The following is a 26,939-nucleotide window of genomic DNA, read 5'->3' as shown; positions in this document are numbered from 1 at the left end:
CCCACACAAGCCCACTCTATGTGGATTACTCGGCGTTGCAGAGCGCCAGGCAGTTATCCAGCATACGGTTGGAGAAGCCCCACTCGTTGTCATACCAAGCCAAAACTTTCAGCAACTTACCGCTGACCTTGGTGTGATTGGCATCGAAGATCGACGACAGCGGGTTGTGGTTGAAGTCACTGGAAACCAGCGGCAGGGTGTTATAGCCGAGGATCTTCGAGTGCTGGCTGGCTTCCTTGAGGAGTGCGTTGACTTCCTCCGCCGTGGCGTCTTTTTTCAACTGCACGGTGAGGTCCACCAGCGACACGTTGATCACCGGTACACGCACCGCCATGCCGGTCAGCTTGCCCGCCAGTTCCGGCAGCACCAGGCCGACGGCTTCAGCGGCACCGGTCTTGCTCGGGATCATGTTCTGGGTAGCCGAACGCGCGCGGTACGGATCGGTGTGGTAGACGTCGGTCAGGTTCTGGTCGTTGGTGTAGGCGTGAATCGTGGTCATCAGGCCGCTTTCGATACCCAGTTCGCGATGCAGCACTTGGGCGACCGGCGCCAGGCAGTTGGTGGTGCACGACGCGTTGGAGATGATCTGGTGGGATTGACGCAGAATGTCATGGTTTACACCGTAGACCACGGTAGCGTCCGCCCCTTTGGCCGGTGCCGAGATGATCACCTTGCGCGCGCCGGCGGTAATATGGGCGGCAGCCTTGTCACGGTCGGTGAACAGGCCGGTGCATTCGAACACGACGTCGATCTTGTGCGCGGCCCACGGCAGGTCGGCCGGGTTGCGAATGGCGCTGACGGCAATCCGGTCGCCATTGACGGTCAGGCTTTCCTGATCGTGGGCGACCTCTGCTTCGAAAGTGCCATGTACGGTGTCGTATTTGAGCAGGTGGGCATTGATCGAACTGTCGCCCAGATCGTTGATGGCGACGATCTGCAAATCCTGGCGGTAGCCTTGGGTATACAGTGCGCGCAGGACATTACGGCCGATACGGCCAAAACCATTGATTGCGATACGAAGAGTCATTGGAAAGTGCCTGTCGTCGATTTGTTGTAAGAATTACAAGATTATTCGCATAAAAATAGAAAACAAGCCTTTTTAGTGGCAATATTTTGTTCAATCTACAACGAGTGACCTGAATCAACTGGTCCGATGATCCAAACGACTCCCTGCCATCCCATGAGCTGTGGGCGTTTGATCAGCATAGACACTCAGGTCGCCACATCCGTTAGCCTGGAGTTCTACACATGCATCCCCGCGTTCTTGAGGTCACCGAACGGCTTATCGCCCGCAGCCGCGCCACCCGCGAGGCCTACCTTGCGCTCATTCGCGGTGCAGCCATCGACGGTCCGATGCGCGGCAAGCTGCAATGCGCCAACTTCGCCCACGGCGTGGCCGGTTGCGGCACTGAAGATAAAAATAGTCTGCGCATGATGAATGCCGCCAACGTGGCAATTGTTTCGTCATATAACGACATGCTCTCGGCACACCAGCCGTACGAACACTTCCCTGAACAGATCAAGAAGGCCCTGCGCGAAGTCGGCTCGGTCGGGCAGTTCGCCGGCGGCACCCCTGCGATGTGCGACGGCGTGACCCAGGGCGAGCCGGGCATGGAACTGAGCCTGCTCAGTCGTGAAGTCATTGCCATGTCCACGGCGGTAGCGCTGTCCCACAACATGTTCGATGCCGCGCTGATGTTGGGCATCTGCGACAAAATCGTCCCCGGCCTGATGATGGGCGCGCTGCGCTATGGCCACCTGCCGATGATCTTCGTGCCGGGCGGCCCGATGCCGTCGGGCATCTCCAACAAGCAGAAAGCCGACGTGCGCCAGCGCTACGCCGAAGGCAAGGCCACGCGCGAAGAGCTGCTGGAATCGGAGATGAAGTCCTACCACAGCCCCGGCACCTGCACCTTCTACGGCACCGCCAACACCAACCAGCTGCTGATGGAAGTGATGGGCCTGCACTTGCCGGGCGCCTCGTTCGTCAACCCCTACACCCCGCTGCGCGATGCGTTGACCCGCGAAGCCGCACACCAGGTCACCCGTCTGACCAAGGCCAACGGCAGCTTCATGCCGATCGGCGAGATCGTCGACGAGAAATCCATCGTCAACTCGATCATTGCCCTCAATGCCACCGGCGGGTCCACCAACCACACCCTGCACATGCCCGCCATCGCCATGTCGGCGGGCATCATCCTCACCTGGGACGACATGGCCGACCTCTCCGAGGTGGTGCCGACCCTGTCCCACGTGTATCCAAACGGCAAGGCCGACATCAACCACTTCCAGGCGGCGGGCGGGATGTCGTTCCTGATCCGCGAACTGCTGGAAGCCGGCCTGCTCCACGAAGACGTCAACACCGTGGCCGGCAAGGGCCTGAGCCGCTACACCCAGGAACCCTTCCTGGTCGACGGCGAGCTGATCTGGCGCGAAGGCCCTATCGAAAGCCTCGACGAAACCATCCTGCGCCCCGTGGCCCGCGCGTTCTCGCCGGAAGGCGGCTTGCGCGTGATGGAAGGCAACCTCGGTCGTGGTGTGATGAAAGTGTCTGCCGTAGCACCTGAACATCAGATTGTTGAAGCTCCGGCGGTGGTGTTCCAGGACCAGCAAGACCTGGCCGATGCGTTCAAGGCCGGCCAGCTGGAAAAAGACTTCGTCGCCGTCATGCGTTTCCAGGGCCCGCGCTCCAATGGCATGCCCGAATTGCACAAGATGACGCCGTTCCTCGGTGTGTTGCAGGACCGTGGCTTCAAGGTCGCACTGGTAACAGACGGGCGTATGTCCGGCGCGTCGGGTAAGATCCCCGCCGCGATTCACGTCAACCCCGAAGCCCAGAGCGGCGGGCCACTGGCGCGGGTGCGCGATGGCGATATCATTCGCGTGGATGGCGTGAAGGGCACCCTGGAGCTTAAGGTGGACGCCGAAGAATTTGCAGCGCGCGCGCCTGCCACGGGTCTGTTGGGCAATAACGTGGGGGCCGGTCGCGAGCTGTTTGCATTTATGCGCTTGGCCGCAAGCTCCGCAGAGCAGGGCGCCAGCGCCTTTACCTCTGCCTTGGAGACGCTTAAGTGAAACTTGCGCTGGTCGGTGATATCGGGGGCACCAACGCCCGTTTCGCGTTGTGGCGCGATCAGGAGTTGCATTCGATCCGCGTGCATGCCACGGCGGATCACTCCAGCCCTGAAGACGCGATCAAGGTTTACCTCAAAGAGGAAGGCCTGGAAATCGGTGACATCGGTGCGGTGTGCCTGTCGGTCGCCGGGCCTGTGAGCGGGGATGAATTTAAATTCACCAACAATCACTGGCGCCTGAGCAAGACTGCCTTCTGCAAAACCTTGCAGGTGGATGAACTGTTGCTGGTCAATGATTTTTCGGCCATGGCCCTGGGCATGACCCGACTCAAGCCCGACGAATTCCGTGTGGTCTGCGAGGGCACGCCGGAGCCGTTGCGCCCGGCGGTCGTGATTGGTCCGGGCACTGGCCTGGGTGTCGGGACGCTGCTGGATCTGGGCGCTGGCCGCTTTGCGGCGTTGCCGGGGGAGGGCGGGCATGTCGACTTGCCCCTGAGCAGCCCGCGTGAAACCCAGCTGTGGCAGCACATTTATACTGAGATCGGCCATGTCAGCGCCGAAACCGCCTTGAGCGGTGGTGGCTTGCCGCGTCTTTACCGTGCCATTTGCGCGGTCGACGGCCACACGCCGGTGCTGGAAACCCCTGAGGCGATCACGGCCGCAGGCCTGGCCGGCGACCCGGTGGCCATGGAAGTATTGGACCAGTTCAGCATCTGGCTGGGCCGGGTAGCAGGCAACAATGTGTTGACCACCGGTGGACGCGGTGGTGTGTACATCGTGGGTGGGGTGATACCGAGGTTTGCCGACTTCTTTATCAACAGTGGTTTTGCCAAGAGCTTCGCTGACAAAGGCTGCATGAGCGACTACTTCAAAGGCATTCCGGTGTGGTTGGTGACCGCCCCGTATTCTGGATTGACCGGGGCTGGCGTGGCTTTGGAGCAGGCGTTTGCGTAGGTCGTGATAGCCTCATCGCAGGCAAGCCAGCTCCCACATTTGCAATGCATTCTCCTGTGGGAGCTGGCGTGCCTGCGATGAGGGCCTCAAGAGCAACAAATGACGTAAGCTTGGCCATAACAACAAGGAGGACCCCGTGAGCGTAATCAGTAAATCGATTCTCCTCGTCGACGATGACCAGGAAATCCGCGAATTGCTGCAGACCTACCTCAGTCGCGCCGGTTTTCAGGTGCGTGGCGTGCCGGATGGCACGGGGTTCCGCCAAGCGATGAACGAGGCGCCGTGCGATCTGGTCATCCTTGATGTGATGTTGCCAGACGAAGACGGTTTCAGCCTTTGCCGCTGGATCCGCCAGCACCCGCGCCAAGCGCAGGTGCCGATCATCATGCTCACCGCCAGCTCCGACGAGGCCGACCGCGTGATCGGCCTGGAGCTGGGCGCCGACGATTACATCGGCAAACCCTTCAGCCCCCGCGAGTTGCAGGCGCGGATCAAAGCCCTGTTGCGTCGCTGCCAGTTTGGCCAGGAACGCAGCAGTGGTGGCGAGGTGTTGGTGTTTGATGAATGGCGCCTGGATATGATCAGCCACCGCCTGTTCCATGTGGACGGCGAAGAAGTGATCCTCTCCGGTGCCGACTTTGCCCTGCTCAAATTGTTTCTCGACCACCCGCAGCAGATCCTCGACCGTGACACCATTGGCAACGCCACCCGTGGCCGCGACCTGATGCCGCTGGACCGTATCGTCGACATGGCTGTCAGCCGTCTGCGCCAACGCCTGCGCGATACCGAAAAACCCCCGAGGCTGATCCGCACGGTGCGCGGCAGCGGTTATCAACTGGCAGCCAGCGTGGTTGCCGGCAATGCCCACTGACCATTTGACCGAGCGCCGTCGCCGCTTCCCGGTGCCACGCTCGTTGCTGGGGCGCATGCTGCTGCTGACACTGCTGGCGGTGCTGTTTGCCCAGGCGCTGTCCAGTGTGATCTGGGTCTCGCAATTACGCGCCACTCAGCTCGAAGGCCTGGTCACCAGCGCCCGCAGCCTGGCGCATTCGATGACCGCCAGCGTGAGTTATTTCCGTTCGTTGCCGGTGGCATATCGACCGTTGGTGCTGGACCAATTGCGCAGCATGGGCGGCACCCGTTTCGTCGTGACCCTCAATGATCGCCCGTTGGACATGGCCATCCTGCCGCAGACACCGCGCAAGCAGGCAGTGCTTGAAGCGGTCAACGAAGTGTTGAAACAAACCCTCGGCGCCGATGTGCATATCTCCGTGGAGTTCGTCAGCGCCGAAGACCTGCGTATCTTCAATGCCGGCCTGAAACTCGACGAACTGCCACGCTCCTGGGCCCATTACGCGTTGACCCTGGAACCGGTTAACCCACCGGTACTGGTTACCCAGATCCAGCTCGCGCCCGGCGAATGGCTGTACATCGCCTCGCTGTTGCCCGAGCCCTACACCAGCCTGGAAGAACAGGGCCTGCCGTCCCAGCAGGTGTGGTTTATCGTGCTGACCAGTGGTTTCCTGCTGCTGTTCATCGGCTTGCTGGTGCACTGGCAGAGCCGGCCTCTCAAGCGCCTGGCGCGGGCGGCGCGGGACATGTCCCTGGGGGCCGACGTAGAGCCGGTGGCCGAAGGCGGCGGCAGTGAAGTGGTGGAAGTGGGCCGTGCGTTCAACGCCATGCGTGAGCGCATCAGCCGTTACCTGACCGAGCGCAGCCAGTTGTTCAGCGCGATTTCCCACGACTTGCGCACCCCGATTACTCGCCTGCGCCTGCGCGTGGAATTGCTTGAAGACGAGAACCTGCAAACCAAGTTCGGCCGCGACCTGGATGAGTTGGAGTTGCTGGTGAAAGGCGCGCTGCAATGCGTGAAAGACACCGATATCCACGAAAACATCGAACCGGTCGACCTGAACCACGTGCTCGACTGCCTGGTGGAACCGTACCTGGCGCCGAACGGCAATGGCCGCGTTACCCAGCATGGCCGGGCGTTGACGACTTATCCGGGCAAACCGCTGGCGCTCAAGCGCTGCATCGGCAACTTGATCGACAACGCGTTGAAGTATGGCCAGAACGCCCACCTGTACATCGAGGACGACGGCGCGGAGTTCGTTCTGCACGTGGATGACGAAGGCCCCGGCGTGCCGGAGCAGCGGTTGGAGCAGGTGTTTGAACCGCACTTCCGCCTGGCTGGGCAGCAACAGGGCTACGGCCTGGGCCTGGGAATTGCGCGCAACATTGCGCACAGCCATGGCGGCGAAGTGAGTCTGCAGAATCTGCGCGAGGGTGGCTTGCGCGTGACCTTGCAACTCCCTCGCGGATTAGACTGAATGTATGCGGCCCCAATGTGGGAGCTGGCTTGCCTGCGATAGCGGTGTATCAGCCAACTCATCTGGCACAGACAGACCGCTATCGCAGGCAAGCCAGCTCCCACATGTTGATCTTCATTAGGTCAGATGCTTTGGCGCAGTCGGGCCAAGTCTCTAAGGGGCGGCGCCCCAAACAACCGGCTGTACTCCCGACTGAACTGCGACGGGCTTTCATACCCCACGCGATACCCCGCTGCCGACGCTTCCAACCCTTCGGCAATCATCAACCGTCGCGCTTCCTGCAAGCGCAACTGCTTCTGATACTGCAACGGGCTCATGGCGGTGATCGCCTTGAAGCGGTGGTGCAGGGTCGAGACGCTGAGGTTCACTGCCTTGGCCAGGTCATCGATGCGCAGCGGTTGCTCGTAGTTGCCGTTCAACCAGGTGATCGCCTGGCTGACCCGATGGCTCTGACTGTTGGCCACGGCGATTTCATACAGCCGATAACCCTGCGGCCCCCGCAACAGACGGTAGAGGATTTCCCGGTTGATCAATGGCGCAAGCATGGCGATGTCTTTGGGTGTATCCAGCAACCGCGCCAGGCGCAGCACTGCGTCGAGTAACTGGTTGTCGATGCGGTCGACGTACATGCCGCGGGACGTCGGGCGCGACGGCACGCCCATCGGGCCTGCTTCTGCGATCAAGGCCGTCAGTTGCGCCGGGTCGATATTGATGCGCACCGACAGGTTCGGGTCTTCCGGGGTGGCATCGATGATCCGTCCGGCCACCGGCATCGCCACCGAGAACACCAGGTAGTTGAGCGGGTCGTAGGCAAAGATCTCGTCGGCCAGGCGCACTTCCTTGCTGCCGCTGGCCAGGATGCACAGGGCAGGCTCCACCAGCACCGGCATGAAGTCGCGCGGCGTGTTGTGGCGGTTCAGGAACAAGGTTGTGATGGCTGTACCGTAGGAGCCGTCCTCCCAGGTATGCCGGTGCACGATGCTGGCCAGCTCGGCGCGCTGCTTTTCCATCTCGGCATCGAGGGGGATGGCTGTATGTTCGGGCGACGACATGGAGCGTCCTCTACTGGCTACTTCGATGGGCTCAGCTTAGCGGCGGCTTTCTAAAAAGTGTTACGTCGATTCTGCACAATCCTTGCCTGATCCTGCGACGCATCGTGAATCAGGCAATCGTGGGGGCTGTCATCTCCCTGAAACAAGGCGGTTGCCCTTGGAATAATTGCCGGCGCCAAACGTCCTATCTGCGCTTCTCGCAGGATTGTGCAATAAGCCAGCAGGAATCGACTAACCGCGCCCGCACCCGCGCCATTATCTTTGATCCTGTGGCAACACGCCCTCACAGTGCTTGCCGAGCATCACTTCTCAACGGGAGAGTCGAACATGTCCACCCCCATTCCCGCGAGCCATATGGCCTTTATCCGCGCCCGCACCGGGTGCAGCACCGAACTCGGTGCACGCTTGAGCAGTTTGATCGAACCGGGTCGTCAGGCTCAGGGTTGCCTGCAATTCTCGTTGCAGCATTCCCAAGTCGATCCCGATGTCTGGTTGATCTCCGGTTTCTGGAGCAGCGAGCAGGCGATGAGCGCCTACTTCAACTCTCCGGCCCTGATGATCTTCACCGAACTGTTGAACGACATGGTCGTGCGCAGCATGGACTTCCAAACCTTTACCGATGCATCCGCTGCACACGCCTACGGCGAGTACCTGCAACTCGCCGGCTGATCAGGTTTAGAATGGCCAACTTTTCCATTGGCCAGGACCTGCAACATGGCACGTAAACAATTTGCCCACCACGAAGCCGTTTCCGCCGTAGTACCGGGGGAGGGTGGCTACAGCGCCGCCGTCGCCGTCAAGGCACTGGATGGCATGGGCGCACCGCAGTTTCACAAGATCCTTGATGGACAGACGTTCAAGACGGCTTCTGATGCGGATGATGCCGCCACCGTGCAGCTTGAGCGGTTGATCGGAGTGGATGAAGAAGGTCAACTGGCCTGGGCCAGCGCCGGGAACTAGGACACACCGTCGATGAATGATGTGGGAGCGGGCTTGCTCGCGAATGCGGCGTGTCAGTCACCGAATTCAGTGGCTGACCCCACCTCATTCGCGAGCAAGCCCGCTCCCACATTTAGACAGCATGCCAATCAGGCTTTTGTGGCACCAGGCCGGTACATCTTGAACAGCGCCTCCGGCCCCAACTGGAAGTAATCCGCCGGGCCACCACCGCGCAAGATCGGCTCGGCGGCGGCGGTGTCGTAGACCCCGTCCTTGAGCAGCCACTTGGCAATGTGCACCGCGACCACCTCGCCTAGCACCAGCCAGCTCGGCACCAACGCCTTGTCCGCACGTTGCAGCTGGATGATTTGCGTCACCTTGCATTCGAACGACACCGGGCTCTCGCCCACCCGTGGCACGCCAACAATCTTCGACGCCACCGGCGTCAGGCCGGACAACTCGAACTCGTTGACCTCGGGGGAAACGGCGGCGCAACTCTGGTTCATCTGCTCGGCCAGCGGGCGGGTCGCCAGGTTCCACACAAACTCGCCGGTTTGTTCGATGTTGTTCAGGCTGTCTTTGCGCCCGACACTGGAAAACCCAATGATCGGCGGAATGTAGTTGAACGCATTGAAGAAGCTGTAGGGCGCCAGGTTCAGGCGACCTTCACGGTCGTGTGACGAAATCCAGCCGATCGGCCGTGGACCAACGATGGCATTGAACGGGTCATGGGGCAGGCCGTGGCCGTTGGCGGGTTCGTAGAAATGGATAGCGTCGGACATGGCCTGTTCCCTACTCGGTTCTGGGGCATGCATCATACCTAATGTGGGAGCAAGTCGAATCGTCGCTTCGCCGCTCCCACATGTTTTACCGAGACAGGCCTTTAGTCCGTGGTAATGCGCGAGTGTTTACGGGTGTCCTTCATGGTCACGTAGACCACCAGCGACACCGCGATGCACGCGGTCACGTACCAGTAGTAGCCGGTCTCCATGCCGATGCTCTTGAACCACAGCGCGATGTATTCAGCGGTGCCGCCGAAGATCGATACGGTCAGGGCGTACGGCAGGCCCACGCCGAGGGCGCGGATTTCGGTGGGGAACAGCTCGGCCTTCACTACCGCGTTGATCGAGGTGTAGCCACTGACGATGATCAGCGCCGCCATGATCAGGAAGAACGCGCCCCACCAGCTTTGGATGGTGTGCAGGGTGGTGAGGATCGGCACGGTGAACAGGGTGCCGAGGATGCCGAAGGCAATCAGGATTGGCCGACGGCCGACTTTATCCGACAGCCCGCCGACGATGGGTTGCAGGCACATGAACAGGAACAGCGTCGCCGCCGAGATGGTGGTGGAGTCGGAAATGCTCATGCCGACCGTGTTCACCAGGTATTTCTGCATGTAGGTGGTGTAGGTGTAGAAAGCCAGCGTGCCGCCCATGGTCAGGCCGACTACGGTCAGCAGTTCCTTGGGGTGACGCATCAAGGTGCGCATCGCGCTTTCCTTGGCTTTTTCTTTCTTGGTGAACGACTCGGTTTCTTCCATGCCGCGACGCAGGTACAGCGCGACGACTGCGCACAGCGCGCCGATGGCGAACGGGATACGCCAGCCCCACGCATACAGTTGCTCGGTGGTCAGCACTTGTTGCAGCACGATCAGTACGGCCAGGGCGATGAGCTGGCCCGAGATCAGGGTCACATACTGGAAGCTGGAGTAGAAACCACGACGTTCCTTGGTCGCCATCTCGCTGAGATAAGTGGCGGAGGTGCCGTATTCGCCGCCGACCGACAGTCCCTGCAGCAAACGGGCGAACACCAGCAGGATCGGTGCACCGATACCGATTATTTCATAGCCTGGGCTCAGGGCAATCAGCAGCGAGCCGAAGCACATCAGGTAGACCGAGGCCATCAGGGCTTTTTTACGCCCGACTTTGTCGGCGTACAGGCCCATCAACCAGCCACCGATCGGGCGCATCAGGAAACCCACAGCGAAGATCGCGGCGGTGTTGAGCAGTTGGGCGGTGGTGTCGCCTTTCGGGAAAAAGGCTTTGGCGAAGTACAGCGAGAAGGCGGCGTAGACGTACCAGTCGTACCACTCGACCATGTTGCCGACCGATCCGCTGAAGATCGATTTGATCCGGCTGGAAGTGGTGCGTGCTTTTGCCGGCGCAGCCGCCGACCCCAGAGGCAGGGAGTTGGAGTTATCCATTGAAGGATCCTTCATCTAATTGTTTTTGTGGAGCGTGCTTGAGCACTGCCTGGTTTGGGCTATAGCAGGAGCTGTGCCAGGTAGATGAAGGCCCGGAATAGAAGGGTCAGAGGATTTTTTTGAGCGGAAAGTCGCTGATGATTTTCAGGTAATAAGCGGAAATCCGCTTATGGCCACCGGCCTCTTCGCAGGCAAGCCAGCTCCCACATTGGAAATGTATTCACAGTTCAAAATGTGGGCGCTGGCTTGCCTGCGATGGCGGTCTGAAGGTCGCTAGAGAAACATCTCCCGCACCAACCCATGGCGCTGCATCTTTTCATTCAAGGTTCGCCGAGGCAGTTGCAGCTCGGCCAGCACCGCCTTGATATCGCCCTTGTGCCGCGTCAGTGCAGCTTTCAGGCAATGCGCTTCAAACGCCTCCTGCTGCGCCGCCAACGATTGCCCGGCCTCGACGCCTTCCGGCTCCGGTTCGCCAAGGCCCAATACCTGGCGTTCGGCGACGTTGGCCAATTCGCGCACGTTACCTGGCCAGTCATGGCTGAGCAGACGCCCCAGTTGCGCACCGCTCAGCGGCTCGACGCTACGGCCCAGGCGCTCGGCGGCGCTCTGTGCAAAGTGGTCGAACAGCAGCGGAATATCTTCGCGGCGTTCACGCAAAGGCGGCAGGCGCAATTGCGCGACGTTCAAACGATAAGCCAGGTCTTCGCGAAAGCGTCCGGCGCGGGCCTCTTCCAACAGGTCTGGTTTGGTGGCGGCGATGATGCGCAGGTCCACGTGGATACTTTGGTTGGAGCCCAGGCGTTCCAGTTTCTGTTCCTGCAACACGCGCAGCAGTTTCACTTGTTGGGCCAGGGGCATGCTTTCGATTTCGTCGAGGAACAGCGTACCGCCGTGGGCATATTCCAGTTTGCCGATGCGCTTGCCCTGGGCGCCGGTAAAGGCGCCGCTTTCGTGGCCGAACAGCTCGGCCTCGAACAACTGCTCGGGGATCGCCGCGCAGTTGAGGGCCACAAAGGGTTTTTTCGCCCGTGGGCCGAAGTCATGCAGGCAACGGGCAACCAGTTCCTTGCCACTGCCGGTCTCGCCACGGATCAGCACATTGACCGGCAGGCTTGCCAAATCCAGCACCTGGCGGCGTAGGGTCTGCAAACCTCGAGACACGCCTAAAAGGGTCGACTCCAACTGTGCGCGATGATCGGCCTGTTGATGCAGGCGACGGTTTTCCAGAATCAATCCACGCTTGTCCAAGGCGCGGCGCAGGCTGTTGAGCAGGGCGTCGGGGCTGAAGGGTTTTTCCAGGAAGTCGTAGGCGCCGTCGCGCATGGCTTCAACGGCCATTGGCACATCGCCGTGGCCCGTCAGCAATATAACCGGCAAATCCCCATCACGGCGCTGCACTTCAGCCAACAGTTCCAGGCCGCTGAGACCTGGCATGCGCACGTCGCTCAGGATCACTCCGGGAAAATCCTTGGGCAATTGCGCCAGGCATTCTTCGGCGCGGCTGAATAGCTGTACCTCAAAGCCCGACAGGCTCAACCACTGCTCGACGGCCGTGCGGATGCTGGCTTCGTCGTCGACCACAATCACCGCGTTCAACATAGGTCGGGCGTCTCCAGCGCGATAGGCAGGGTCAGGGTGAAAACCGCGCCGTCGCCACGGTTGCTGGCGATCAGGCGGCCACCCAATTCGTGCACGATAGCGTAGGACACCGCCAGCCCCAAGCCGAGGCCATCACCCACAGGTTTGGTGGTGAAGAACGGGTCGAACACGCTGTTCAGGTGTTCTTCGGCAATCCCGCCGCCGCTGTCGCTGACGGTGAGTTGCCACAACTGCTCATCGGCATGCAGGCGGATTTCCAGGCGTTTGCGTGGCTTGTCGACCATGGCGTCAAGGGCGTTGCGCAGCAGGTTGATCAATACCTGTTCCAGGCGGATCGCATCGCCACGCACCCAGGCGGGGCGGGTCAGGTCCAGCACCACGCCGATGGATTCGTCGCGCAGGCGCGCATCGAGCAAGTGCAGGGATTGGTCGACCACGGTGGCCAAGTCCAGGCGTTCACGCAGGCCACTGGGGCTTTTGCGCGCGAAGGTCTTGAGATGGCCGGTGAGCGCGGCCATGCGCGTGAGCATGTCGTCCAGTGGGGTGAGCGCCTGGTAGGCGTCGTCGACACGGCCATGGTCCAGCAGCAGGCGCAAGGTGGCCAATTGCATGCGTTGGGCGGTCAGCGGCTGATTGATTTCATGGGCGAGGGCGGCGGACATCTGCCCCAATGCCGCCAGTTTGGCCGACTGCACCAGGCCATCCTGAGCGGTGCGCAGCGCCTGGGTGCGTTCTTCCACCAGTTGCTCAAGTTCCTCGCGGCTGCGCTGGCGCAAGCGGGCCAGGCGCCAGCGTTGGGTCAGGAACAGCACCAGGAACACCAGCGCCAGCCAGGAGCCGGCGGCGGCCAACCCGGCGTTGCGCTGATCTTCAAACGCGAATTGCGGCTTGCGCAGCAAGTGCAGGGTCCAGCCTTCGGCCTTCAGCGGCAGCGATTCCCAAATGTAATTGGCACTGCCATCCGGACCGTTGACGCGCATCAGATGGCTGTTTTCGTCGAAGCGTTGCAGGGTGCTGGTTTCCAGCGCCTGCAGGTGTTTCTTGTCGTATTGGCGAGTGGCCTTGAGTTCGGCAAGGTCGCTGGCCGTTAACGGCCGCAGGTTGCGATAGCGCCAGCCGGGCTGGTTGGCGATGAACACGATGCCACGGGCGTCGCTGACCAGCAGCAGGTCATTGCCTTGGGCCCATTCGCGTTCAAGTTCGGGGAACTCCAGCTTGACCACCATGGCGCCGAGGAACTGTTCGTGTTCATCGACCACCGCGCTGGAGAGGAAGTAACCGGGAATGCCAGTGGTCACGCCCACCGCGTAAAAACGCCCGGTGCCTTGGCTCAGGGTTTGGCTGAAATAGGGGCGGAACGCGTAGTTGTGTCCCACATAACTGCTGGGCAGGTTCCAGTTACTGGCGGCCACGGCCAGGCCAGTGCGGTCCATCAATTCCAGGGTGGACGACTGCGCCGCGCCGTTGATGCGTTCCAGTTTGCGGTTGAGCAGGTCCTGGGTGGCGGTATCCAGCGGGCCCTTCAAGGCATTGATCATCTCCGAGTCCAGCGCCAGCACGGCGGGCAGGGCTCGGTAGCGTTCAATCAGGGTGTGCAACGAATTGGCATACAGCGCAAGTTGCTGATTGGCACGAGCGGCATCGTCTACCAGGGCTTGGCGTTCGGCATGGCGTGTCGCCAAGGCCGCGGCCAGCAGCGCACCGGCGATGATCAGCAGGGAGTAGAAAGTCAGGCGCAGGGGGCGAGGGATTACGATCATACGGTGATGGGCAGGCACGGTAAGGGAGTGCACCATACCATGAGGGGCAAGCAGTTGTGGTGAGGGGGCTGGCCCCTCACCACAGAAGCACTTACTGCACTTCTACCGCCAGGCTTTCACTGATCTTTTTCTGCCAGATGGCAGGACCGGTGATGTGCACGGATTCGCCCTTGCTGTCGACAGCAACGGTAACCGGCATGTCTTTCACGTCGAACTCGTAGATCGCTTCCATACCCAGTTCGGCGAACGCGACAACGCGCGACTTCTTGATGGCTTGCGCCACCAGGTAAGCGGCGCCGCCCACGGCCATCAGGTACACGGCCTTGTGGTCCTTGATCGCTTCGATGGCGGTCGGGCCGCGCTCGGATTTGCCGATCATGCCCAACAGGCCCGTTTGTTCGAGGATCTGACGGGTGAACTTGTCCATCCGCGTCGCGGTGGTCGGGCCCGCCGGGCCAACCACTTCTTCGCGCACCGGATCAACCGGACCGACGTAGTAGATGAAGCGACCCTTGAGATCCACCGGCAGGGTTTCGCCCTTGTTCAGCATCTCGACCATGCGCTTGTGCGCGGCGTCGCGGCCGGTGAGCATCTTGCCGTTGAGCAACACGGTTTCTCCCGGCTTCCAGCTCTGCACTTCTTCCGGGGTCAGGGTGTCGAGGTTGACGCGGCGGGCCGACGGGCCGGCTTCCCAGACGATTTCCGGGTAGGCGTCCAGCGGTGGCGCTTCCAGCGACGCTGGGCCCGAACCGTCGAGCACGAAATGGGCGTGACGGGTGGCGGCGCAGTTGGGGATCATGCACACCGGCAGCGACGCGGCGTGGGTCGGGTAGTCCATGATCTTCACGTCGAGCACGGTGGTCAGGCCACCCAGGCCCTGGGCGCCGATGCCCAGTTGGTTGACCTTCTCGAACAGCTCCAGGCGCATCTCTTCGATACGGTTTTGCGGGCCGCGCTTTTTCAGCTCGTGGATGTCGATGGATTCCATCAACACTTCCTTGGCCATCACCGCGGCTTTCTCGGCGGTGCCGCCGATGCCGATGCCGAGCATGCCCGGTGGGCACCAGCCGGCGCCCATGGTCGGAACGGTCTTCAGCACCCAGTCGACGATCGAGTCGGACGGGTTGAGCATGGCCATTTTCGATTTGTTCTCGGAACCGCCGCCCTTGGCCGCCACGTCCACTTCCACGGTGTTGCCCGGGACGATGGAGTAGTGGATGACCGCAGGGGTGTTGTCCTTGGTGTTCTTACGCGCACCGGCCGGGTCGGCCAGGATAGAGGCACGCAGGACGTTTTCCGGCAGGTTGTAGGCGCGACGCACGCCTTCGTTGATCATGTCGTCCAGGCCCATGGTGGCGCCATCCCAACGTACGTCCATGCCCACGCGCACGAACACGGTGACGATACCGGTGTCCTGGCAGATCGGGCGATGGCCGGTGGCGCACATGCGCGAGTTGATCAGGATCTGGGCAATGGAGTCACGGGCTGCTGGCGATTCTTCGCGCAGGTAGGCTTCGTGCATGGCCTGGATGAAATCAACGGGGTGGTAGTAGGAAATGAATTGCAGGGCGTCGGCAACGCTCTGAATCAGGTCGTCTTGCTTGATCACGGTCATGAGTCGCGCTCCTCTATAAGGGAACATTCAATAAGGTGGCTTCAGTGGGGTGCATCGGTCGGCTGAAACCACCTTTCCAAGGCACGCCACTGGTGCAGGCGCGACGCTAAAAAGGCGCGGCAGTATAACCCGGCTCGGTGGCCGATACACCCGACTATGGTCAAACTGTCGCAGGCATGATTCCCTGTGCGCGCTCCCTTGTGATTGAGTCCTTATATGCCTGAACTCTACGTCGGCGAACGCCATTGGTCGGTCTCTTCCGGCAGCAACTTGCTGGATGCCTTGAACCAGGCCGGTGCGGCCGTGCCTTACAGTTGCCGCGCCGGCAGTTGCCATGCGTGCCTGGTGCGATGCGAGGGGGAGCTCGAGGACAAGCAACCCGAGGCTTTGAGCCCGGCGCAACGCCAGGACGGCTGGCGCTTGGCATGCCAGTGCCAGGTTCGCGGGGATTTACGCGTCGAAACCTTTGATCCGACACGTGACGGGTTGCCGGCCCAGGTGGTGGGTGTGGATTGGTTGAGCCCGAGCGTGCTGCGCCTGCGCCTGCAACCCGAGCGTGGCCTGCGCTACCGGGCCGGGCAGCACTTGGTGCTGTGGGCCGGGCAGGTGGCGCGGCCGTACTCCTTGGCGAGCTTGCCCCAGGAGGATGCGTTCCTGGAGTTTCATCTCGATTGCCGTCTGCCCGGCGAATTCAGTGATCTTGCCCGTCAATTGCAGGTGGGCGACCGTCTGCGCCTGGGCGAGCTGCGCGGCGGCGCGCTGCAGTACGACCCCGACTGGCAACGTCGACCGCTGTGGCTGCTGGCGTCCGGCACGGGCCTGGGGCCGCTCTGGGGGGTGTTGCGTGAGGCTTTGCGCCAGGATCATCAGGGCGACATCCGCGTGATTCACCTGGCCCATGATGCTGACGGGCATTACTTGGCCGAACCCCTGGCGCAGCTGGCTGCACAGCATCCCAACGTGACGGTGGAGCTGTGGACAGCGGCGCAGGCGACCCAGGCATTGGCGCAACTGCGGCTTGTTTCGCGGCAAACTCTGGCTTTACTCTGCGGGCACCCGGCCAGTGTCGAGGCGTTTTCCAAGCGTCTGTTCCTGGCGGGATTGCCGCGCAATCAACTGCTGGCCGATGTGTTCCTGCCCCGTGGTTGAGCGCTGAACTCTACAGCCGCGAGATCTGCCATGACTGACGCCATCCTGCAGCACCGTGAACGCGGGCTGCTGATCCTGCAGCTCAATCGTCCCGAGAAGAAAAATGCGCTGACTCGGGCCATGTATACCCAATTGGCCGAGGCGCTCGAGCAGGCCGATGCGGATGTGGATATCCGCTGCGTGCTGATCCAGGGCAGCAGTGACTGCTTTACCGCCGGCAACGACATTGGCGATTTTCTCGAACAACCGCCCAGCACGCTCGACAGCCCACCGTTTTATTTCATGAAAAGCCTGCTCAACTGTCGCAAACCGGTGATTGCCGCCGTGGCCGGCGTTGCGGTGGGTATTGGTACAACGCTGTTGCTGCACTGCGATCTGGTGTACATCAGTCGGGATGCGCGGCTGCGCATGCCGTTCGTCAACCTGGGGCTGTGTCCGGAGTTTGGTTCGAGCCTGATCCTGCCGAGGCTGTTGGGGCACGCCAAGGCGGCTGAGTTATTGCTGCTGGGCGAGGGCTTCAGCGGCGAACAGGCGGCGGCGTGGGGGATTGCTACCGAGGCGTTGGGCAGCGGCGAGGCGGCACTGGCCATGGCGCGGGAAATGGCCGAGCGCTTTGAGACCCTGGCGCCGGGCGCGGTGCAAGTGACTAAGCAACTTATGAAGAGTGTGGACCGCGAGCAATTGCGCCAGGTGATCGAGGAAGAGGGCGCTTTATTTACCCAGCGGTTGAGGTCGCCGGAGGCGATTGCGGCGTTGTCGGGGTTTATCAACCGGTCCTGAGAAAGCAAAAAGCCCCGCCATTTAAAGGGCGGGGCTTTGATTTTTCAGCCTGTCACTCAGACCTGCGGGTCGCCCACGTGCAGGATCTTCATGCCATTGGTGCCACCGGTGGTGTGGTAGCTGTCGCCCTTGGTCAGGATGACCCAGTCGCCTTTCTCTACGACGCCACGTTTGACCAGCTCGTCGATAGCTTTCTGGCTGACTTCGTTCGGTGCCAGCGAAGCCGGATCGAACGGAACGGTGTACACGCCACGGAACAGCGCGGTGCGCGCCTGGGCTTCACGGTGCGGGGTGAACGCGTAGATCGGCACCGAGGAACGGATGCGCGACATGATCAACGGCGTGTAGCCACTCTCGGTCAGCGCGATGATCGCCTTCACACCGGGGAAGTGGTTCGCAGTGTACATGGCCGCCAGGGCGATGCTCTGGTCGCAGCTTTCGAACTCTTTGCCGATGCGGTGACTGGAGGTCTTGCTGGTCGGGTGCTTTTCAGCGCCGAGGCAGATACGCGCCATGGCTTGCACGGCTTCCAGCGGGTACGGGCCGGCGGCACTTTCAGCCGAGAGCATCACGGCATCGGTGTAGTCGAGCACGGCGTTGGCCACGTCGGACACTTCGGCACGAGTCGGCATCGGGTTCTGGATCATCGACTCCATCATCTGGGTCGCCACGATCACCGCTTTGTTGTGACGGCGTGCGTGCAGGATGATCTTCTTCTGAATACCGATCAGCTCGGCGTCACCGATTTCCACGCCCAGGTCGCCACGGGCAACCATCACGGCGTCGGAAGCCTTGATCAGGCCGTCGAGGGTTTCGTCATCGGCCACGGCTTCGGCGCGTTCGATCTTCGCCACCAGCCAGGCGGTACCGCCGGCTTCGTCGCGCAGTTTACGGGCATATTCCATGTCGGCGGCGTCGCGTGGGAAGGACACGGCGAGGTAGTCCACTTCCATTTCGGCGGCGAGCTTGATGTCGGCCTTGTCTTTTTCCGTCAGGGCCGGTGCGGTCAAGCCACCACCACGACGGTTGATGCCTTTGTGGTCGGACAGCGGACCACCGATCAGTACGACGCAATGCAGTTCAGTCGGGGTCGCGGTTTCGACGCGCATCACCACGCGACCGTCATCCAACAACAGTTCGTCACCGACGCCGCAGTCCTTGACCAGGTCCGGGTAGTCGATACCCACGACTTGCTGGTTGCCTTCGGTCAATGGGTGGCTGGTGGAGAAGGTGAATTGGTCACCGATCTTCAGCTCGATCCGCTTGTTGGCGAACTTGGCGATACGGATCTTCGGGCCTTGCAGGTCACCCAGCAGTGCGACGAAGCGGCCGTGCTTGGCGGCCAGGTCACGCACCAACTTGGCGCGAGCCTTGTGCTCGTCCGGGGTGCCGTGGGAGAAGTTCAGACGGGCAACGTCCAAACCAGCCAGAATCAGCTGTTCGAGGACTTCCGGCGAGTTGCTGGCCGGGCCAAGGGTGGCGACGATTTTGGTACGACGGACGGACATGCACAGACTCCTGAGTTCAAGCGCTGAGGAAGGCTACTATGCTCTTTCGTTGTAGTCATTGTTCGTTTGCACTACTTATCGATGATTGACTTGTTTTCGTTGCGGCTGAATACGAACATCCTTGAAGATTTTCGACGAGGGGTCGATACACTGCACAAGACAGGAGAACCCTCATGCGAATTTTGCTCATTGCTGCCCTGGCCGTCAGTGTTGTCGGCTGCACTCGTTGGTCGATGGACCACCATCTGAACAATGCCTACCGCGCCTACAAGGTCGGTGACTGCGAGCGCGTTACCCTGGAGTTGTCCCAGGTCGACCGTGAAAGTCGCAGCCGACGTTATGTGCAGCCGGAAGTCTCGATGTTGCGCGGGCAGTGCCTGGAACGGCAGAAACTCTTCGTCGACGCGGTACAGACCTATCAATTCATCATCAATCAGTATCCGTCGAGCGAGTACGCCTACCGCGCCCGCGCGAGGCTCGACACCCTGCAACAACTGGGGCATTACCCAGGTGCAAGCATCGCGCAACCGCGCCCGGCTTCATTGTGATGGTATTCGTCATTTAATAACTGGCCTATCGCCAGTCATGGGCTATCCTTTGAGTGTTCGTTTGTACAACTTTCTGTGCAAACGCATGCGGGGCCCGGATTTGGTGGTTGTCCAGCAGCAAGCGATTGACTGTTGTCGCACCGAATTTCAGGGAGAGCGGGTGATCTTGCCCGTTCCGAATCACTGGCACGGCCGCACTCATGGCCATTGGATGGCGATCTCACCATGTTTACTGACCGGCGGATCGAGCGGCATCAGTTACCTTATTTTCTGCAAGTGTTTAATCGTCTTACCGACAAGCCCATCGGGTTTTTGGGCAATGTCTCGGAAGATGGGCTGATGTTAATCAGCCAACTGCCCATGATGGTCGACGTGGACTTTGAGCTGCGTTTGAAGATTCCGGCGGCTGACGGCACCTTCCATCCCATTGATCTCACGGCGAGCTGCCTATGGAGTCATGAGGATATCAACCCGCAACAGTATGACTCCGGGTTCAGGGTGCTCCAGGCACCCGAGGAATATGGGCAGTTGATCAACGTCTTGTTGCATTACTTCAGCTTTGATCCCTTGCAGGCTTCAGCTTAGGTAACGCGCGTTGGCGGGCATCTTCAGAGCACCCCGGCTTTCTTCCATCCCAGGTAGCGGGTGACCAACGCCGGTCCGAGCTCAGACGGCAAGCTGTCCAATAGGGACAGGCCTTGGGCGCTGAGGCGGTCATGCAGTTCGTTGCGGGCATTCAGGTAGTCGATGGTGCCGCTGTAGGCCAAGGCTTCGGGCAAGGTTTGTACGGGGGCTTGGCGCAGTCGGTCGAGGGCTTCCTCGCGCAGGCTGACCACGAGCACCCTGTGTTGACGACTGATACGCTTGACGGCAGCCAGCAGTGTTTCATCATCCTCATCTCGCAGGTTGGTTACCACGATCACCAATGCGCGCCGTTTCTGCCGGGCCAGCAGTTGGCTAGCCGCAGCCTGATAATCGGCAGTCCGTCGGGTGGTATCGAGGTCATATACCGCGTTGAGCAACAGGTTCAGCTGGCTACTGCCTTTGACGGGCGCCAGATAGCGTGGAAGGTCAGCGGCAAAGGTGCACAGCCCAACCGCATCACCCTGGCGCAAAGCGACATAGCTGAGCAACAGGCAGGCATTCAGGGCATGGTCAAAGTGGGACAGCTCATCGTCCTGGCTGCGCATGCGGCGGCCGCAATCGAGCATGAACACGATCTGCTGGTCACGCTCATCCTGATATTCACGAGCGATGGGTGTGCGTTGTCGGGCGGTGGCCTTCCAGTCGATCTGTCGCAGGCTGTCTCCCTCGCGAAACTCTCGCAACTGATGAAATTCCAGTCCCAAGCCGCGCCGCTGGTGTTGGCGCACACCCAGTTGGTTCAGCCAATTGTCCACCCCCAGTAGTTGGGCGCCGTATAGGCGGGCGAAATCCGGGTAGACGCGGGTGGTATCGCTCACCTCGATCAGTCGTCGTGCTGACCATAGGCCCATGGGGCTGGGCAGGTGAAGTTCGCAGCGGCTGAAACTGAAATGCCCACGCCGCATGGGGCGAAGGCGATAACCCAGTTCACTGCGTTCACCGGGCCGCAGCGCTATGGATTGGGGCATGTGTTCTACGGACAACCCGTCAGGGACATGATCGAATACCTGTACGCTCAGCGGCTGTCGGAAATCATGTTCGATAGCCAGGCGTATGTCTCCCCAGCGGCCCAGTGCCAGGCTCCCAGGCATCTGCCGTTGCACGCGGGGGGAAGGGCGGCTACGCAGGCGCATCGCATCCAGCAAGGCGAGCAGTAACAGTGCCAGTAGCAGCCCCCACGCGATTGAGTGCAAGGTGTCGGGCACCTTGAACTGCAACGCTGACGCAGTACCCAGCAGGATGCCCACACCCAGCAATACGCCAAGCCAGTTCAACAACAGACGGGTCGGTTTCATGGGTAACTCATTGCCGAGGTGCCGGGATCTGATCGAGCAATTGCTTGAGCACCTGGTCGACCTCCAGCCCATCGATATCCAACTCTGGCGCGATACGTACCCGATGGCGCAGTACTGCCAGGGCGCAACCCTTGATGTCGTCCGGGGTGACGAACTCACCCCCGCGCAACAAGGCGCGGGCACGCGCCCCGCGTACCAGGTCAATGGACGCCCGTGGGCCGGCGCCGATGGCTAATCCCGGCCAACTGCGCGTAGCGCGTGCCAGGCGTACGGCATAGTCGAGCACGTGTTCGTCGAGTGCCAGTTCACTGGCGATCTGTTGAAGCTGCAGCACACCTTCGGCTGGCAGCACCGTGTGTAAGGGATGTACATCCAGCATGTCGGCCCGAGACGAGCGCGTGACTTCACGCACCATGTCCACTTCCTGCTGCGCATCGGGGTAATCCATACGCACCTTGAGCATGAAGCGATCCAACTCCGCTTCCGGCAGGGGGTAAGTACCTTCCTGTTCGATAGGGTTCTGGGTCGCCAGCACCATGAACGGTTGGCCGATGGGCAGCGCCTCGCCTTCGAGGGTGACTTGCCGTTCCTGCATGGCTTCGAGCAACGCGGCCTGGGTCTTGGCCGGAGCACGGTTGATTTCGTCGGCCAGCAACAAGTGGGTGAATACAGGCCCCTTGCGCAGCTTGAACTGTTCGGTGTGCCGATCGTATACGGCGTGGCCGGTGACATCGCTGGGCATCAGGTCCGGGGTGAACTGGATGCGCGCGAAGTCGCCCTCGAAGCAGCGTGCCAGCGCACGCACCAGCAAGGTCTTGCCCAGCCCCGGCACACCTTCGAGCAACACATGCCCACCGGCGATCAGGGCGGTCAGGACATCGTCGATCACCGCGTCCTGGCCAATCACCGCTTTGCGCAATTCCGTGCGCAGGGCTTGGGCCTGTTCGCTGGCACGTTGCAAGGTATCGCGGTTCAAGGCAGTGGCGCTTGGAAGTTCACTCATAGGGCATTCCTGAGGGTTTGCAGGCATGCCACCTGCCGGCTGAAATCGGCGCTGGAAAGCCGTTTTGCCGGGAGTGGGCCAAGGGCCTGGCTGATGACGTGAGAGGGTTGGCGCGTCAGGTGTTCGAGCACCCGCCACTGTTCTGCGTTGTCGAGGTGCTCAAAGCCGGGGTGGCGATGCCGGACCGCGCGCAGGATGTCGCGCTGCAAGGCATGCAGCAGCGTGCCCTGGCCACTGCGGCGGAGCAGGAAATCGGCGCTGGCCTTCAGGTGTTCCTGCAATTGGCGGCGAGCGTTGGAGGCTGGAGGTCGGGTTGGGCCTTGACGCATGCCTGCCCGCCACAATGCCAGGGCGATCAGCGAAATGAGTGCGACCAGGGCCTGGGGGAAGTACCGTATCAGCAAGCTGAGCAGGTCGTCGAAGTCACTGTTGAACAACAAGGTTACGGCCGTGCCCTGGTTCAGGTACCACAGCAGCCAGGCATTGTCGTGCTTGCCGATGTTCGGCGTTTTCCACAGGTCGCTGTCGGTGATCACCGTGACGTGGCCTTTCCCGAGGTCGAGTTGCATCAGGTGGCTCGACCTTGAGCTGTTGGCAGAAAATTGGGCGAGGTGCTTCGGGTCGGTAAGATTGAAGTCTGTGTCGAAACTGAAGTAAGCCGATGGGTTTTCATTGTCGACGTAGAGTTTGGTGAGGTCGGGCGCCTTCTTTTCCAGAGACTTTTTGCTGGAAGGCGCAGGCTCCTCAGGCTCGTCGCTCAATGCCTGGTGGATCTGCAAGCGATCGAGCAGCAGGTCGCCACTTCTGCCGGTCTCTTCATCCCATAACGCCTCGGCCACCAGCAACAGATGGCCGCCGGATTGGGTCCAGTCCAGCAGTTGCTCTACCTGGCGCGGTGACATGTTGCTGCGTTCGCCGAGCAGCAGCAGGCTGTTGCCCTTGCCCGGCAAGGTCGTCAGCCGCTCCAGGCTATTGGCCTGCTCCACGGCCAGGCCTTGTTCGCGTAGAAAGTGTTCGGCCGCCAAGTACGGGTTGGCCAGGGCTTCTGGAGAGGGACCACGATCCACTACCTCGTCGTAGGGAATTGCCTTGCTCCATGCATAGTAACCAGCGGCTCCAAGCAGGCACGCCAGCAATAATCCCACCCACAGTAAAGGCCGGTTCATGGGTTGCTCCCCACGTTGAACAGGGTTCGCCAATCACTGCACAGTTGTTGCTGCGCTGAAGGGGGAGGCAGGCAATGGCCGTAGGCGAGGTTCTGCCAGTGGTGGGTCAATTCGTTGCTGAACGCCAGCAGTCGTGGTTGTTGCAACTGGTTGACCCGTTCCAGGATCTGCCCTTCGGTGTCAGCACTTTTCAGCGGCACATTGAAGTCATGCAACAGCCGGCTGAGCAGACCGCGATACAACAGGCCAAGGGCTTCCCTTGGCTGGGTGGGCCACAGGCGCTCGGCGGCGCTGGCAATATCGTCGGGCAAAGTCTCGGAACCCAGTTCAAGGTCGAACAATTGCGTGGGTGCCGGTTTGACGTTTTGGGGGTTGCGTGGCCCGCGTCGGCTGACAAAGGTGCGCAACCACTCACGATAACGCCACACCAGCATGATCAATGCACCGACCATAAGTCCCCACAACAGCACCTCCAGCCCTTGTGCGATGTGTTTGAAGGTATTGCTGTTGAGGTTGTCCAGCAACGCCTTCAGCCAGTCCGGAAGCTTACCGTCACGGTGAGTCTTGTTTTTAACCGACGGCTTGTCTTCGCCAAAGCGATAGCGCGTGACGGTTTCCGGATTTTTGAAGGGCGGCTTTTCCAGCAGCGACTTGATGGATTGGCTCGCGCCCTGGGTGGTGAGTGGTTTTTTGGGGGGGGATGACGCTGCCATGACGGGCGGGCTGAAGGGGAGCAGCGTCAGCCCGATCATCAGCACTAGCAACGGCGCCACGTTGCTCAGGCGCTGACGAAGACGGCGAAAGACCAACTCCAGGTCCCAGGCCTCTAATACAGTGCGGCGATTCAGGTAGAGGCTGAAACCGCAGGCCACATAGATAGGTTCCCAAAACACCAGGATCAAGGCGTAGAAGACGTTGCTCAAGTGCTCCAGCCACAAGCCTTCCGAACTTGTCGCCAGTATCAGGCGCTGCCAATCCCAATCCAACTCGATGTTCTGGGGAATAAATAGATAGAAAAGAGTCATGCAGCCGAACCACAAACCGATCTCCAGATGCACCCCGATGGTGGTCAACCAGCGTGCGGCGCCAGCACTGCGTTGCTGCAGCACACCCAGGCGTTTTTGACGGGTGGGGCCATCCAGGCCTTCGAGTTGGCTCACCGGCATCACAAAGCTGCGGCTCAGGCTGAGTCGCCGCCAGGTCAGGCTGGCCAACAGTTGGCCTTTTAGCAGCCGTGGCCACTGGCGAACGGCCTGCTTGATGCTGGGCGTTTCACCAAACAACGCCTTGGACAGGATATACAGTGGCAAGCGATCAAAGGCTGGTTTGAGCCACCAGAACACGAGTATCGCGGTGGTCGGGTACTTCCACAGCAGTGCCGTGAGCACGGCGAACACTGGCAGAGTCACCAACGCCCAACTGCCCATCAAGAGCAGGCAATGCTCACGGGCCATCAACACGCCAAGATCCATCGCTTCCCAGGCAGTACGCGGGCGGATTACCACACTGGCATCACTCAGGCGCATGGCGAGTCCTTCCGGCAAGGCCCAGGTAAGCAGTTACCAGCATCCACAGCGCCGCGCCAACCAGGTATTTGACCCAGGGCGCTATCAGGGTGGTGGATGACCAATACGCCTCGATGAAGGCTGCGATCAACAGGAACATCATCACACCACACAACATCTGCACGCTCTTGCGTGCCGCCAGCCGCAATGATTCGCCTCGGGTCAACTGCCCGGGAGCGATCAGCGCCCAGCCCAGTTGCAAGCCGGCGGCGCCAGCGAGGGCGATTGCGGTCAGTTCGAACGCGCCATGCCCGATGACGAATGACCAGAAGGTCTGGCCGTAGCCGATTTCGGTCAGGTGGCCGGAGACCGCACCGATGACCAGGCCGTTGAATATCAGAAAGAACACGCTGCCCAGGCCGAACAGCAAACCGGCGGCAAACGTCTGGAACGCGATACCGATGTTGTGCATCACGTAGTAGCCGAACATCATCCAGTTTTCGCTCGATGCACGCTCGGCGGTGCGGCCCAGGCGGCTGGCATCCGGGTCATACATGCCTTGCATCTCGGCAACCTGCTGGGGACTGACGATGCTGTAGATCAGGTCGGGAAACAGGTACACCAACAACGCGATACCCACCAGGCTGCCAAAGAACAGCAGGCTGGCGATCAGTACGAAACGCCACTGTTCCCGTACCAACCGAGGGAAATCGGCAAGTACGAACCCCAGCACATTTGCCGTCAGTTGGCTGCGATGACGGTAGAGCTGTTGATGACCGCGCAGGGCCAGTTGTTGCAACGGGTCTACCAAATAGCTGCTGTAGCCGCGTTCCTGGGCCAGGGCCAGGTGCTGGCACAGACGTCGATACTGCTGGGGGAAGTCGGCCAACTCACTGGCCGTCGCCTTGCCTTGCTCCAACTGTTGCAGGTGGTTGGCGAAGGCTTGCCATTGAAGCTGGTGACGGCTTTCGAAAAGACTCTGCTTCATGTCGGCCCCAACAGGCCACGGGCCACGCCGTTGAGTTGTTCCACGGCGCGAGCCGGGGATACTTGCAAGGGGGTGGCGAGTATCGAGGCCAGCTCGTGAACGCGTTCGGCGGACAGCTCACCTTGGCGCTCTGCGAAGCCGAGGATGGCCCGTTGCTCGTTCAGGTTCAGGGCGAAGGGCAGGCGCAAGGCCGCAGCTTGAGGAATACGGGGGCGCACCAGCGGCTGTTCCCGGTAGATCACCAGAGTGCCGGCGGCCAGGTCGCCCAGGCGCTTGAAATGAGGATGGTGCAGGCAGCTGATTGCGCCGAGGAAGTAACCGAATGGCAGCATGTCGACAAACCGCAGTAAATTGCGGATCAGTGACGCGGACCAGCCAATCGGCGTGCCGTCATCGTGTATCACCCGCAGCCCCATGACCTGTTTGCCAGGCGAGCACCCCTGGTTGAGTACCTCGAACAGCACCATGTACCACCAACTGATCAGGAACAGCAGCAGTGAGCCCAGGCCGATGCCAACGTTGCCAAGCAAGGCCAATGGCACCAGCAGAATGCCCATGACCACCGCGCGCAACCCCAGGTCGAAGGCAAAGGCCAGCACGCGCGGTACCAGGCCGGCGGGGCGCAGCGGCAGGTCAATGCCCTCCGGGGTCTCGATCTGGTAGCGGGTGTCCAACGGGGCTAACGGCATCGCGATCCTTGGCAGTGCAGAGTGGCTGGAAGACACGGATGCTAGCAGTGTCGGCGGTGGAAGCAACCATTCAAGGTTTTACTGGATGTTTGTACAGTTGATTTGGTGCTGGCCGTGGACGCCGTCCAGCGCCTAGA

24 protein-coding genes are annotated in these 26,939 nt (G+C 61.0%); 10 read left to right on the top strand and 14 right to left on the bottom strand.

Annotation, left to right across the window (positions count from 1 at the left end; genetic code table 11):
• Positions 1-25 precede the first annotated feature (25 nt).
• Positions 26-1,027 (bottom strand): type I glyceraldehyde-3-phosphate dehydrogenase, encoded by a 1,002-nt coding sequence (gene gap, locus PF1751_RS22440; protein WP_010208035.1) that lies wholly within the window; start codon positions 1,025-1,027, stop codon positions 26-28.
• 221 nt (positions 1,028-1,248) lie between these two features.
• On the opposite strand from gap, the gene edd reads away from it, so the two are divergent.
• From edd to PF1751_RS22420, 4 genes are all read left to right on the top strand, one after another.
• Positions 1,249-3,075: a phosphogluconate dehydratase gene (edd, locus tag PF1751_RS22435; protein WP_010208036.1), complete on the top strand. Its 1,827-nt coding sequence runs from the start codon at positions 1,249-1,251 to the stop codon at positions 3,073-3,075.
• Entirely contained in the window at positions 3,072-4,028 is a 957-nt protein-coding gene (locus PF1751_RS22430) for a glucokinase (protein ID WP_010208037.1), read from the top strand. Before edd ends, PF1751_RS22430 begins: the two co-directional genes overlap by 4 nt.
• 136 nt (positions 4,029-4,164) lie before the next feature.
• Positions 4,165-4,899: a response regulator gene (locus tag PF1751_RS22425; protein WP_010208039.1), complete on the top strand. Its 735-nt coding sequence runs from the start codon at positions 4,165-4,167 to the stop codon at positions 4,897-4,899.
• Positions 4,900-4,930: 31 nt separating this feature from the next.
• Positions 4,931-6,358, top strand: a complete 1,428-nt coding sequence (locus PF1751_RS22420; RefSeq protein ID WP_010208040.1) for an ATP-binding protein — start codon at positions 4,931-4,933, stop codon at positions 6,356-6,358.
• 122 nt (positions 6,359-6,480) lie between these two features.
• On the opposite strand, the gene PF1751_RS22415 is transcribed toward PF1751_RS22420, so the two are convergent.
• On the bottom strand, positions 6,481-7,410 hold the full coding sequence (locus PF1751_RS22415) for an AraC family transcriptional regulator (protein ID WP_010208041.1): 930 nt from the start codon (positions 7,408-7,410) through the stop codon (positions 6,481-6,483).
• Positions 7,411-7,737: 327 nt separating this feature from the next.
• On the opposite strand from PF1751_RS22415, the gene PF1751_RS22410 reads away from it, so the two are divergent.
• Positions 7,738-8,079: an antibiotic biosynthesis monooxygenase family protein gene (locus PF1751_RS22410; protein WP_010208042.1), complete on the top strand. Its 342-nt coding sequence runs from the start codon at positions 7,738-7,740 to the stop codon at positions 8,077-8,079.
• A 45-nt stretch (positions 8,080-8,124) separates the two neighbouring features.
• A complete protein-coding gene (locus tag PF1751_RS22405) occupies positions 8,125-8,370 on the top strand; it encodes a hypothetical protein (RefSeq protein ID WP_042571225.1) in 246 nt (81 codons plus the stop codon).
• 128 nt (positions 8,371-8,498) lie between these two features.
• Here the strand turns inward: PF1751_RS22405 and PF1751_RS22400 are convergent, their stop codons facing one another.
• From PF1751_RS22400 to PF1751_RS22380, 5 genes are all read right to left on the bottom strand, one after another.
• Positions 8,499-9,131 carry a flavin reductase family protein gene (locus PF1751_RS22400; protein ID WP_042571226.1) on the bottom strand — a complete coding sequence of 211 codons (633 nt, stop codon included), beginning with the start codon at positions 9,129-9,131 and terminating at the stop codon, positions 8,499-8,501.
• A gap of 101 nt (positions 9,132-9,232) precedes the next feature.
• A complete protein-coding gene (locus tag PF1751_RS22395) occupies positions 9,233-10,552 on the bottom strand; it encodes an MFS transporter (protein ID WP_021491217.1) in 1,320 nt (439 codons plus the stop codon).
• Between the two features lie 273 nt (positions 10,553-10,825).
• On the bottom strand, positions 10,826-12,151 hold the full coding sequence (locus PF1751_RS22390) for a sigma-54-dependent transcriptional regulator (protein ID WP_042571227.1): 1,326 nt from the start codon (positions 12,149-12,151) through the stop codon (positions 10,826-10,828).
• Complete coding sequence (locus PF1751_RS22385; RefSeq protein WP_010208050.1) at positions 12,145-13,911, bottom strand: ATP-binding protein; 1,767 nt, start codon at positions 13,909-13,911, stop codon at positions 12,145-12,147. The genes PF1751_RS22390 and PF1751_RS22385 overlap by 7 nt, the downstream gene beginning before the upstream one ends.
• Before the next feature lie 91 nt (positions 13,912-14,002).
• A complete protein-coding gene (locus tag PF1751_RS22380) occupies positions 14,003-15,526 on the bottom strand; it encodes a fumarate hydratase (RefSeq protein ID WP_010208051.1) in 1,524 nt (507 codons plus the stop codon).
• 216 nt (positions 15,527-15,742) lie between these two features.
• On the opposite strand from PF1751_RS22380, the gene PF1751_RS22375 reads away from it, so the two are divergent.
• Positions 15,743-16,675 carry an iron-sulfur-binding ferredoxin reductase gene (locus PF1751_RS22375; RefSeq protein WP_044287802.1) on the top strand — a complete coding sequence of 311 codons (933 nt, stop codon included), beginning with the start codon at positions 15,743-15,745 and terminating at the stop codon, positions 16,673-16,675.
• A gap of 30 nt (positions 16,676-16,705) precedes the next feature.
• Entirely contained in the window at positions 16,706-17,455 is a 750-nt protein-coding gene (locus PF1751_RS22370) for an enoyl-CoA hydratase-related protein (protein ID WP_010208054.1), read from the top strand.
• 56 nt (positions 17,456-17,511) lie between these two features.
• Here PF1751_RS22370 and pyk read toward each other — a convergent pair whose 3' ends face one another.
• Positions 17,512-18,963, bottom strand: coding sequence for a pyruvate kinase (gene pyk / locus PF1751_RS22365; protein ID WP_010208055.1), 1,452 nt, complete (start codon positions 18,961-18,963; stop codon positions 17,512-17,514).
• A 173-nt stretch (positions 18,964-19,136) separates the two neighbouring features.
• Here pyk and PF1751_RS22360 point away from each other — a divergent pair, with 173 nt between their 5' ends.
• Together PF1751_RS22360 and PF1751_RS22355 are read left to right on the top strand one after the other, a co-directional pair.
• Positions 19,137-19,511: a tol-pal system YbgF family protein gene (locus tag PF1751_RS22360; RefSeq protein ID WP_010208056.1), complete on the top strand. Its 375-nt coding sequence runs from the start codon at positions 19,137-19,139 to the stop codon at positions 19,509-19,511.
• A 225-nt stretch (positions 19,512-19,736) separates the two neighbouring features.
• Positions 19,737-20,096: a PilZ domain-containing protein gene (locus PF1751_RS22355; protein ID WP_010208057.1), complete on the top strand. Its 360-nt coding sequence runs from the start codon at positions 19,737-19,739 to the stop codon at positions 20,094-20,096.
• Positions 20,097-20,119: 23 nt separating this feature from the next.
• Here the strand turns inward: PF1751_RS22355 and PF1751_RS22350 are convergent, their stop codons facing one another.
• The 6 genes from PF1751_RS22350 to PF1751_RS22325 are packed head-to-tail and all read right to left on the bottom strand — an operon-like array spanning position 20,120 to position 26,802.
• On the bottom strand, positions 20,120-21,451 hold the full coding sequence (locus PF1751_RS22350) for a DUF58 domain-containing protein (protein ID WP_021491220.1): 1,332 nt from the start codon (positions 21,449-21,451) through the stop codon (positions 20,120-20,122).
• A 7-nt stretch (positions 21,452-21,458) separates the two neighbouring features.
• Positions 21,459-22,454, bottom strand: coding sequence for an AAA family ATPase (locus PF1751_RS22345; protein WP_042571229.1), 996 nt, complete (start codon positions 22,452-22,454; stop codon positions 21,459-21,461).
• Positions 22,451-23,620, bottom strand: a complete 1,170-nt coding sequence (locus tag PF1751_RS22340) for a DUF4350 domain-containing protein (protein WP_044287799.1) — start codon at positions 23,618-23,620, stop codon at positions 22,451-22,453. The genes PF1751_RS22345 and PF1751_RS22340 overlap by 4 nt, the downstream gene beginning before the upstream one ends.
• Positions 23,617-25,146, bottom strand: a complete 1,530-nt coding sequence (locus PF1751_RS22335) for a DUF4129 domain-containing protein (protein ID WP_044288159.1) — start codon at positions 25,144-25,146, stop codon at positions 23,617-23,619. The genes PF1751_RS22340 and PF1751_RS22335 overlap by 4 nt, the downstream gene beginning before the upstream one ends.
• A complete protein-coding gene (locus tag PF1751_RS22330; protein WP_044287797.1) occupies positions 25,133-26,113 on the bottom strand; it encodes a stage II sporulation protein M in 981 nt (326 codons plus the stop codon). Before PF1751_RS22330 ends, PF1751_RS22335 begins: the two co-directional genes overlap by 14 nt.
• Positions 26,110-26,802: an RDD family protein gene (locus PF1751_RS22325; protein WP_044287795.1), complete on the bottom strand. Its 693-nt coding sequence runs from the start codon at positions 26,800-26,802 to the stop codon at positions 26,110-26,112. Before PF1751_RS22325 ends, PF1751_RS22330 begins: the two co-directional genes overlap by 4 nt.
• Positions 26,803-26,939: the final 137 nt, after the last annotated feature.

The sequence above is a fragment of the Pseudomonas simiae genome, assembly GCF_000934565.1.
Lineage (GTDB): Bacteria > Pseudomonadota > Gammaproteobacteria > Pseudomonadales > Pseudomonadaceae > Aquipseudomonas > Aquipseudomonas simiae.
Note: the sequence above shows the minus strand (reverse complement) of the source record. Positions and strands in the feature narration are given on the sequence as shown.

Coding starts and splice junctions, on each gene's coding strand:
- PF1751_RS22335 (WP_044288159.1), bottom strand. CDS start 25,146: ATGCGCCTGAGTGATGCCAGTGTGGTAATCCGCCCGCGTACTGCCTGG.
- PF1751_RS22415 (WP_010208041.1), bottom strand. CDS start 7,410: ATGTCGTCGCCCGAACATACAGCCATCCCCCTCGATGCCGAGATGGAA.
- PF1751_RS22330 (WP_044287797.1), bottom strand. CDS start 26,113: ATGAAGCAGAGTCTTTTCGAAAGCCGTCACCAGCTTCAATGGCAAGCC.
- PF1751_RS22355 (WP_010208057.1), top strand. CDS start 19,737: ATGTTTACTGACCGGCGGATCGAGCGGCATCAGTTACCTTATTTTCTG.
- PF1751_RS22405 (WP_042571225.1), top strand. CDS start 8,125: ATGGCACGTAAACAATTTGCCCACCACGAAGCCGTTTCCGCCGTAGTA.
- PF1751_RS22385 (WP_010208050.1), bottom strand. CDS start 13,911: ATGATCGTAATCCCTCGCCCCCTGCGCCTGACTTTCTACTCCCTGCTG.
- PF1751_RS22380 (WP_010208051.1), bottom strand. CDS start 15,526: ATGACCGTGATCAAGCAAGACGACCTGATTCAGAGCGTTGCCGACGCC.
- PF1751_RS22370 (WP_010208054.1), top strand. CDS start 16,706: ATGACTGACGCCATCCTGCAGCACCGTGAACGCGGGCTGCTGATCCTG.
- PF1751_RS22400 (WP_042571226.1), bottom strand. CDS start 9,131: ATGTCCGACGCTATCCATTTCTACGAACCCGCCAACGGCCACGGCCTG.
- PF1751_RS22350 (WP_021491220.1), bottom strand. CDS start 21,451: ATGAAACCGACCCGTCTGTTGTTGAACTGGCTTGGCGTATTGCTGGGT.
- gap (WP_010208035.1), bottom strand. CDS start 1,027: ATGACTCTTCGTATCGCAATCAATGGTTTTGGCCGTATCGGCCGTAAT.
- PF1751_RS22395 (WP_021491217.1), bottom strand. CDS start 10,552: ATGGATAACTCCAACTCCCTGCCTCTGGGGTCGGCGGCTGCGCCGGCA.
- edd (WP_010208036.1), top strand. CDS start 1,249: ATGCATCCCCGCGTTCTTGAGGTCACCGAACGGCTTATCGCCCGCAGC.
- PF1751_RS22345 (WP_042571229.1), bottom strand. CDS start 22,454: ATGAGTGAACTTCCAAGCGCCACTGCCTTGAACCGCGATACCTTGCAA.
- PF1751_RS22390 (WP_042571227.1), bottom strand. CDS start 12,151: ATGTTGAACGCGGTGATTGTGGTCGACGACGAAGCCAGCATCCGCACG.
- PF1751_RS22375 (WP_044287802.1), top strand. CDS start 15,743: ATGCCTGAACTCTACGTCGGCGAACGCCATTGGTCGGTCTCTTCCGGC.
- PF1751_RS22325 (WP_044287795.1), bottom strand. CDS start 26,802: ATGCCGTTAGCCCCGTTGGACACCCGCTACCAGATCGAGACCCCGGAG.
- PF1751_RS22360 (WP_010208056.1), top strand. CDS start 19,137: ATGCGAATTTTGCTCATTGCTGCCCTGGCCGTCAGTGTTGTCGGCTGC.
- PF1751_RS22340 (WP_044287799.1), bottom strand. CDS start 23,620: ATGAACCGGCCTTTACTGTGGGTGGGATTATTGCTGGCGTGCCTGCTT.
- pyk (WP_010208055.1), bottom strand. CDS start 18,963: ATGTCCGTCCGTCGTACCAAAATCGTCGCCACCCTTGGCCCGGCCAGC.
- PF1751_RS22410 (WP_010208042.1), top strand. CDS start 7,738: ATGTCCACCCCCATTCCCGCGAGCCATATGGCCTTTATCCGCGCCCGC.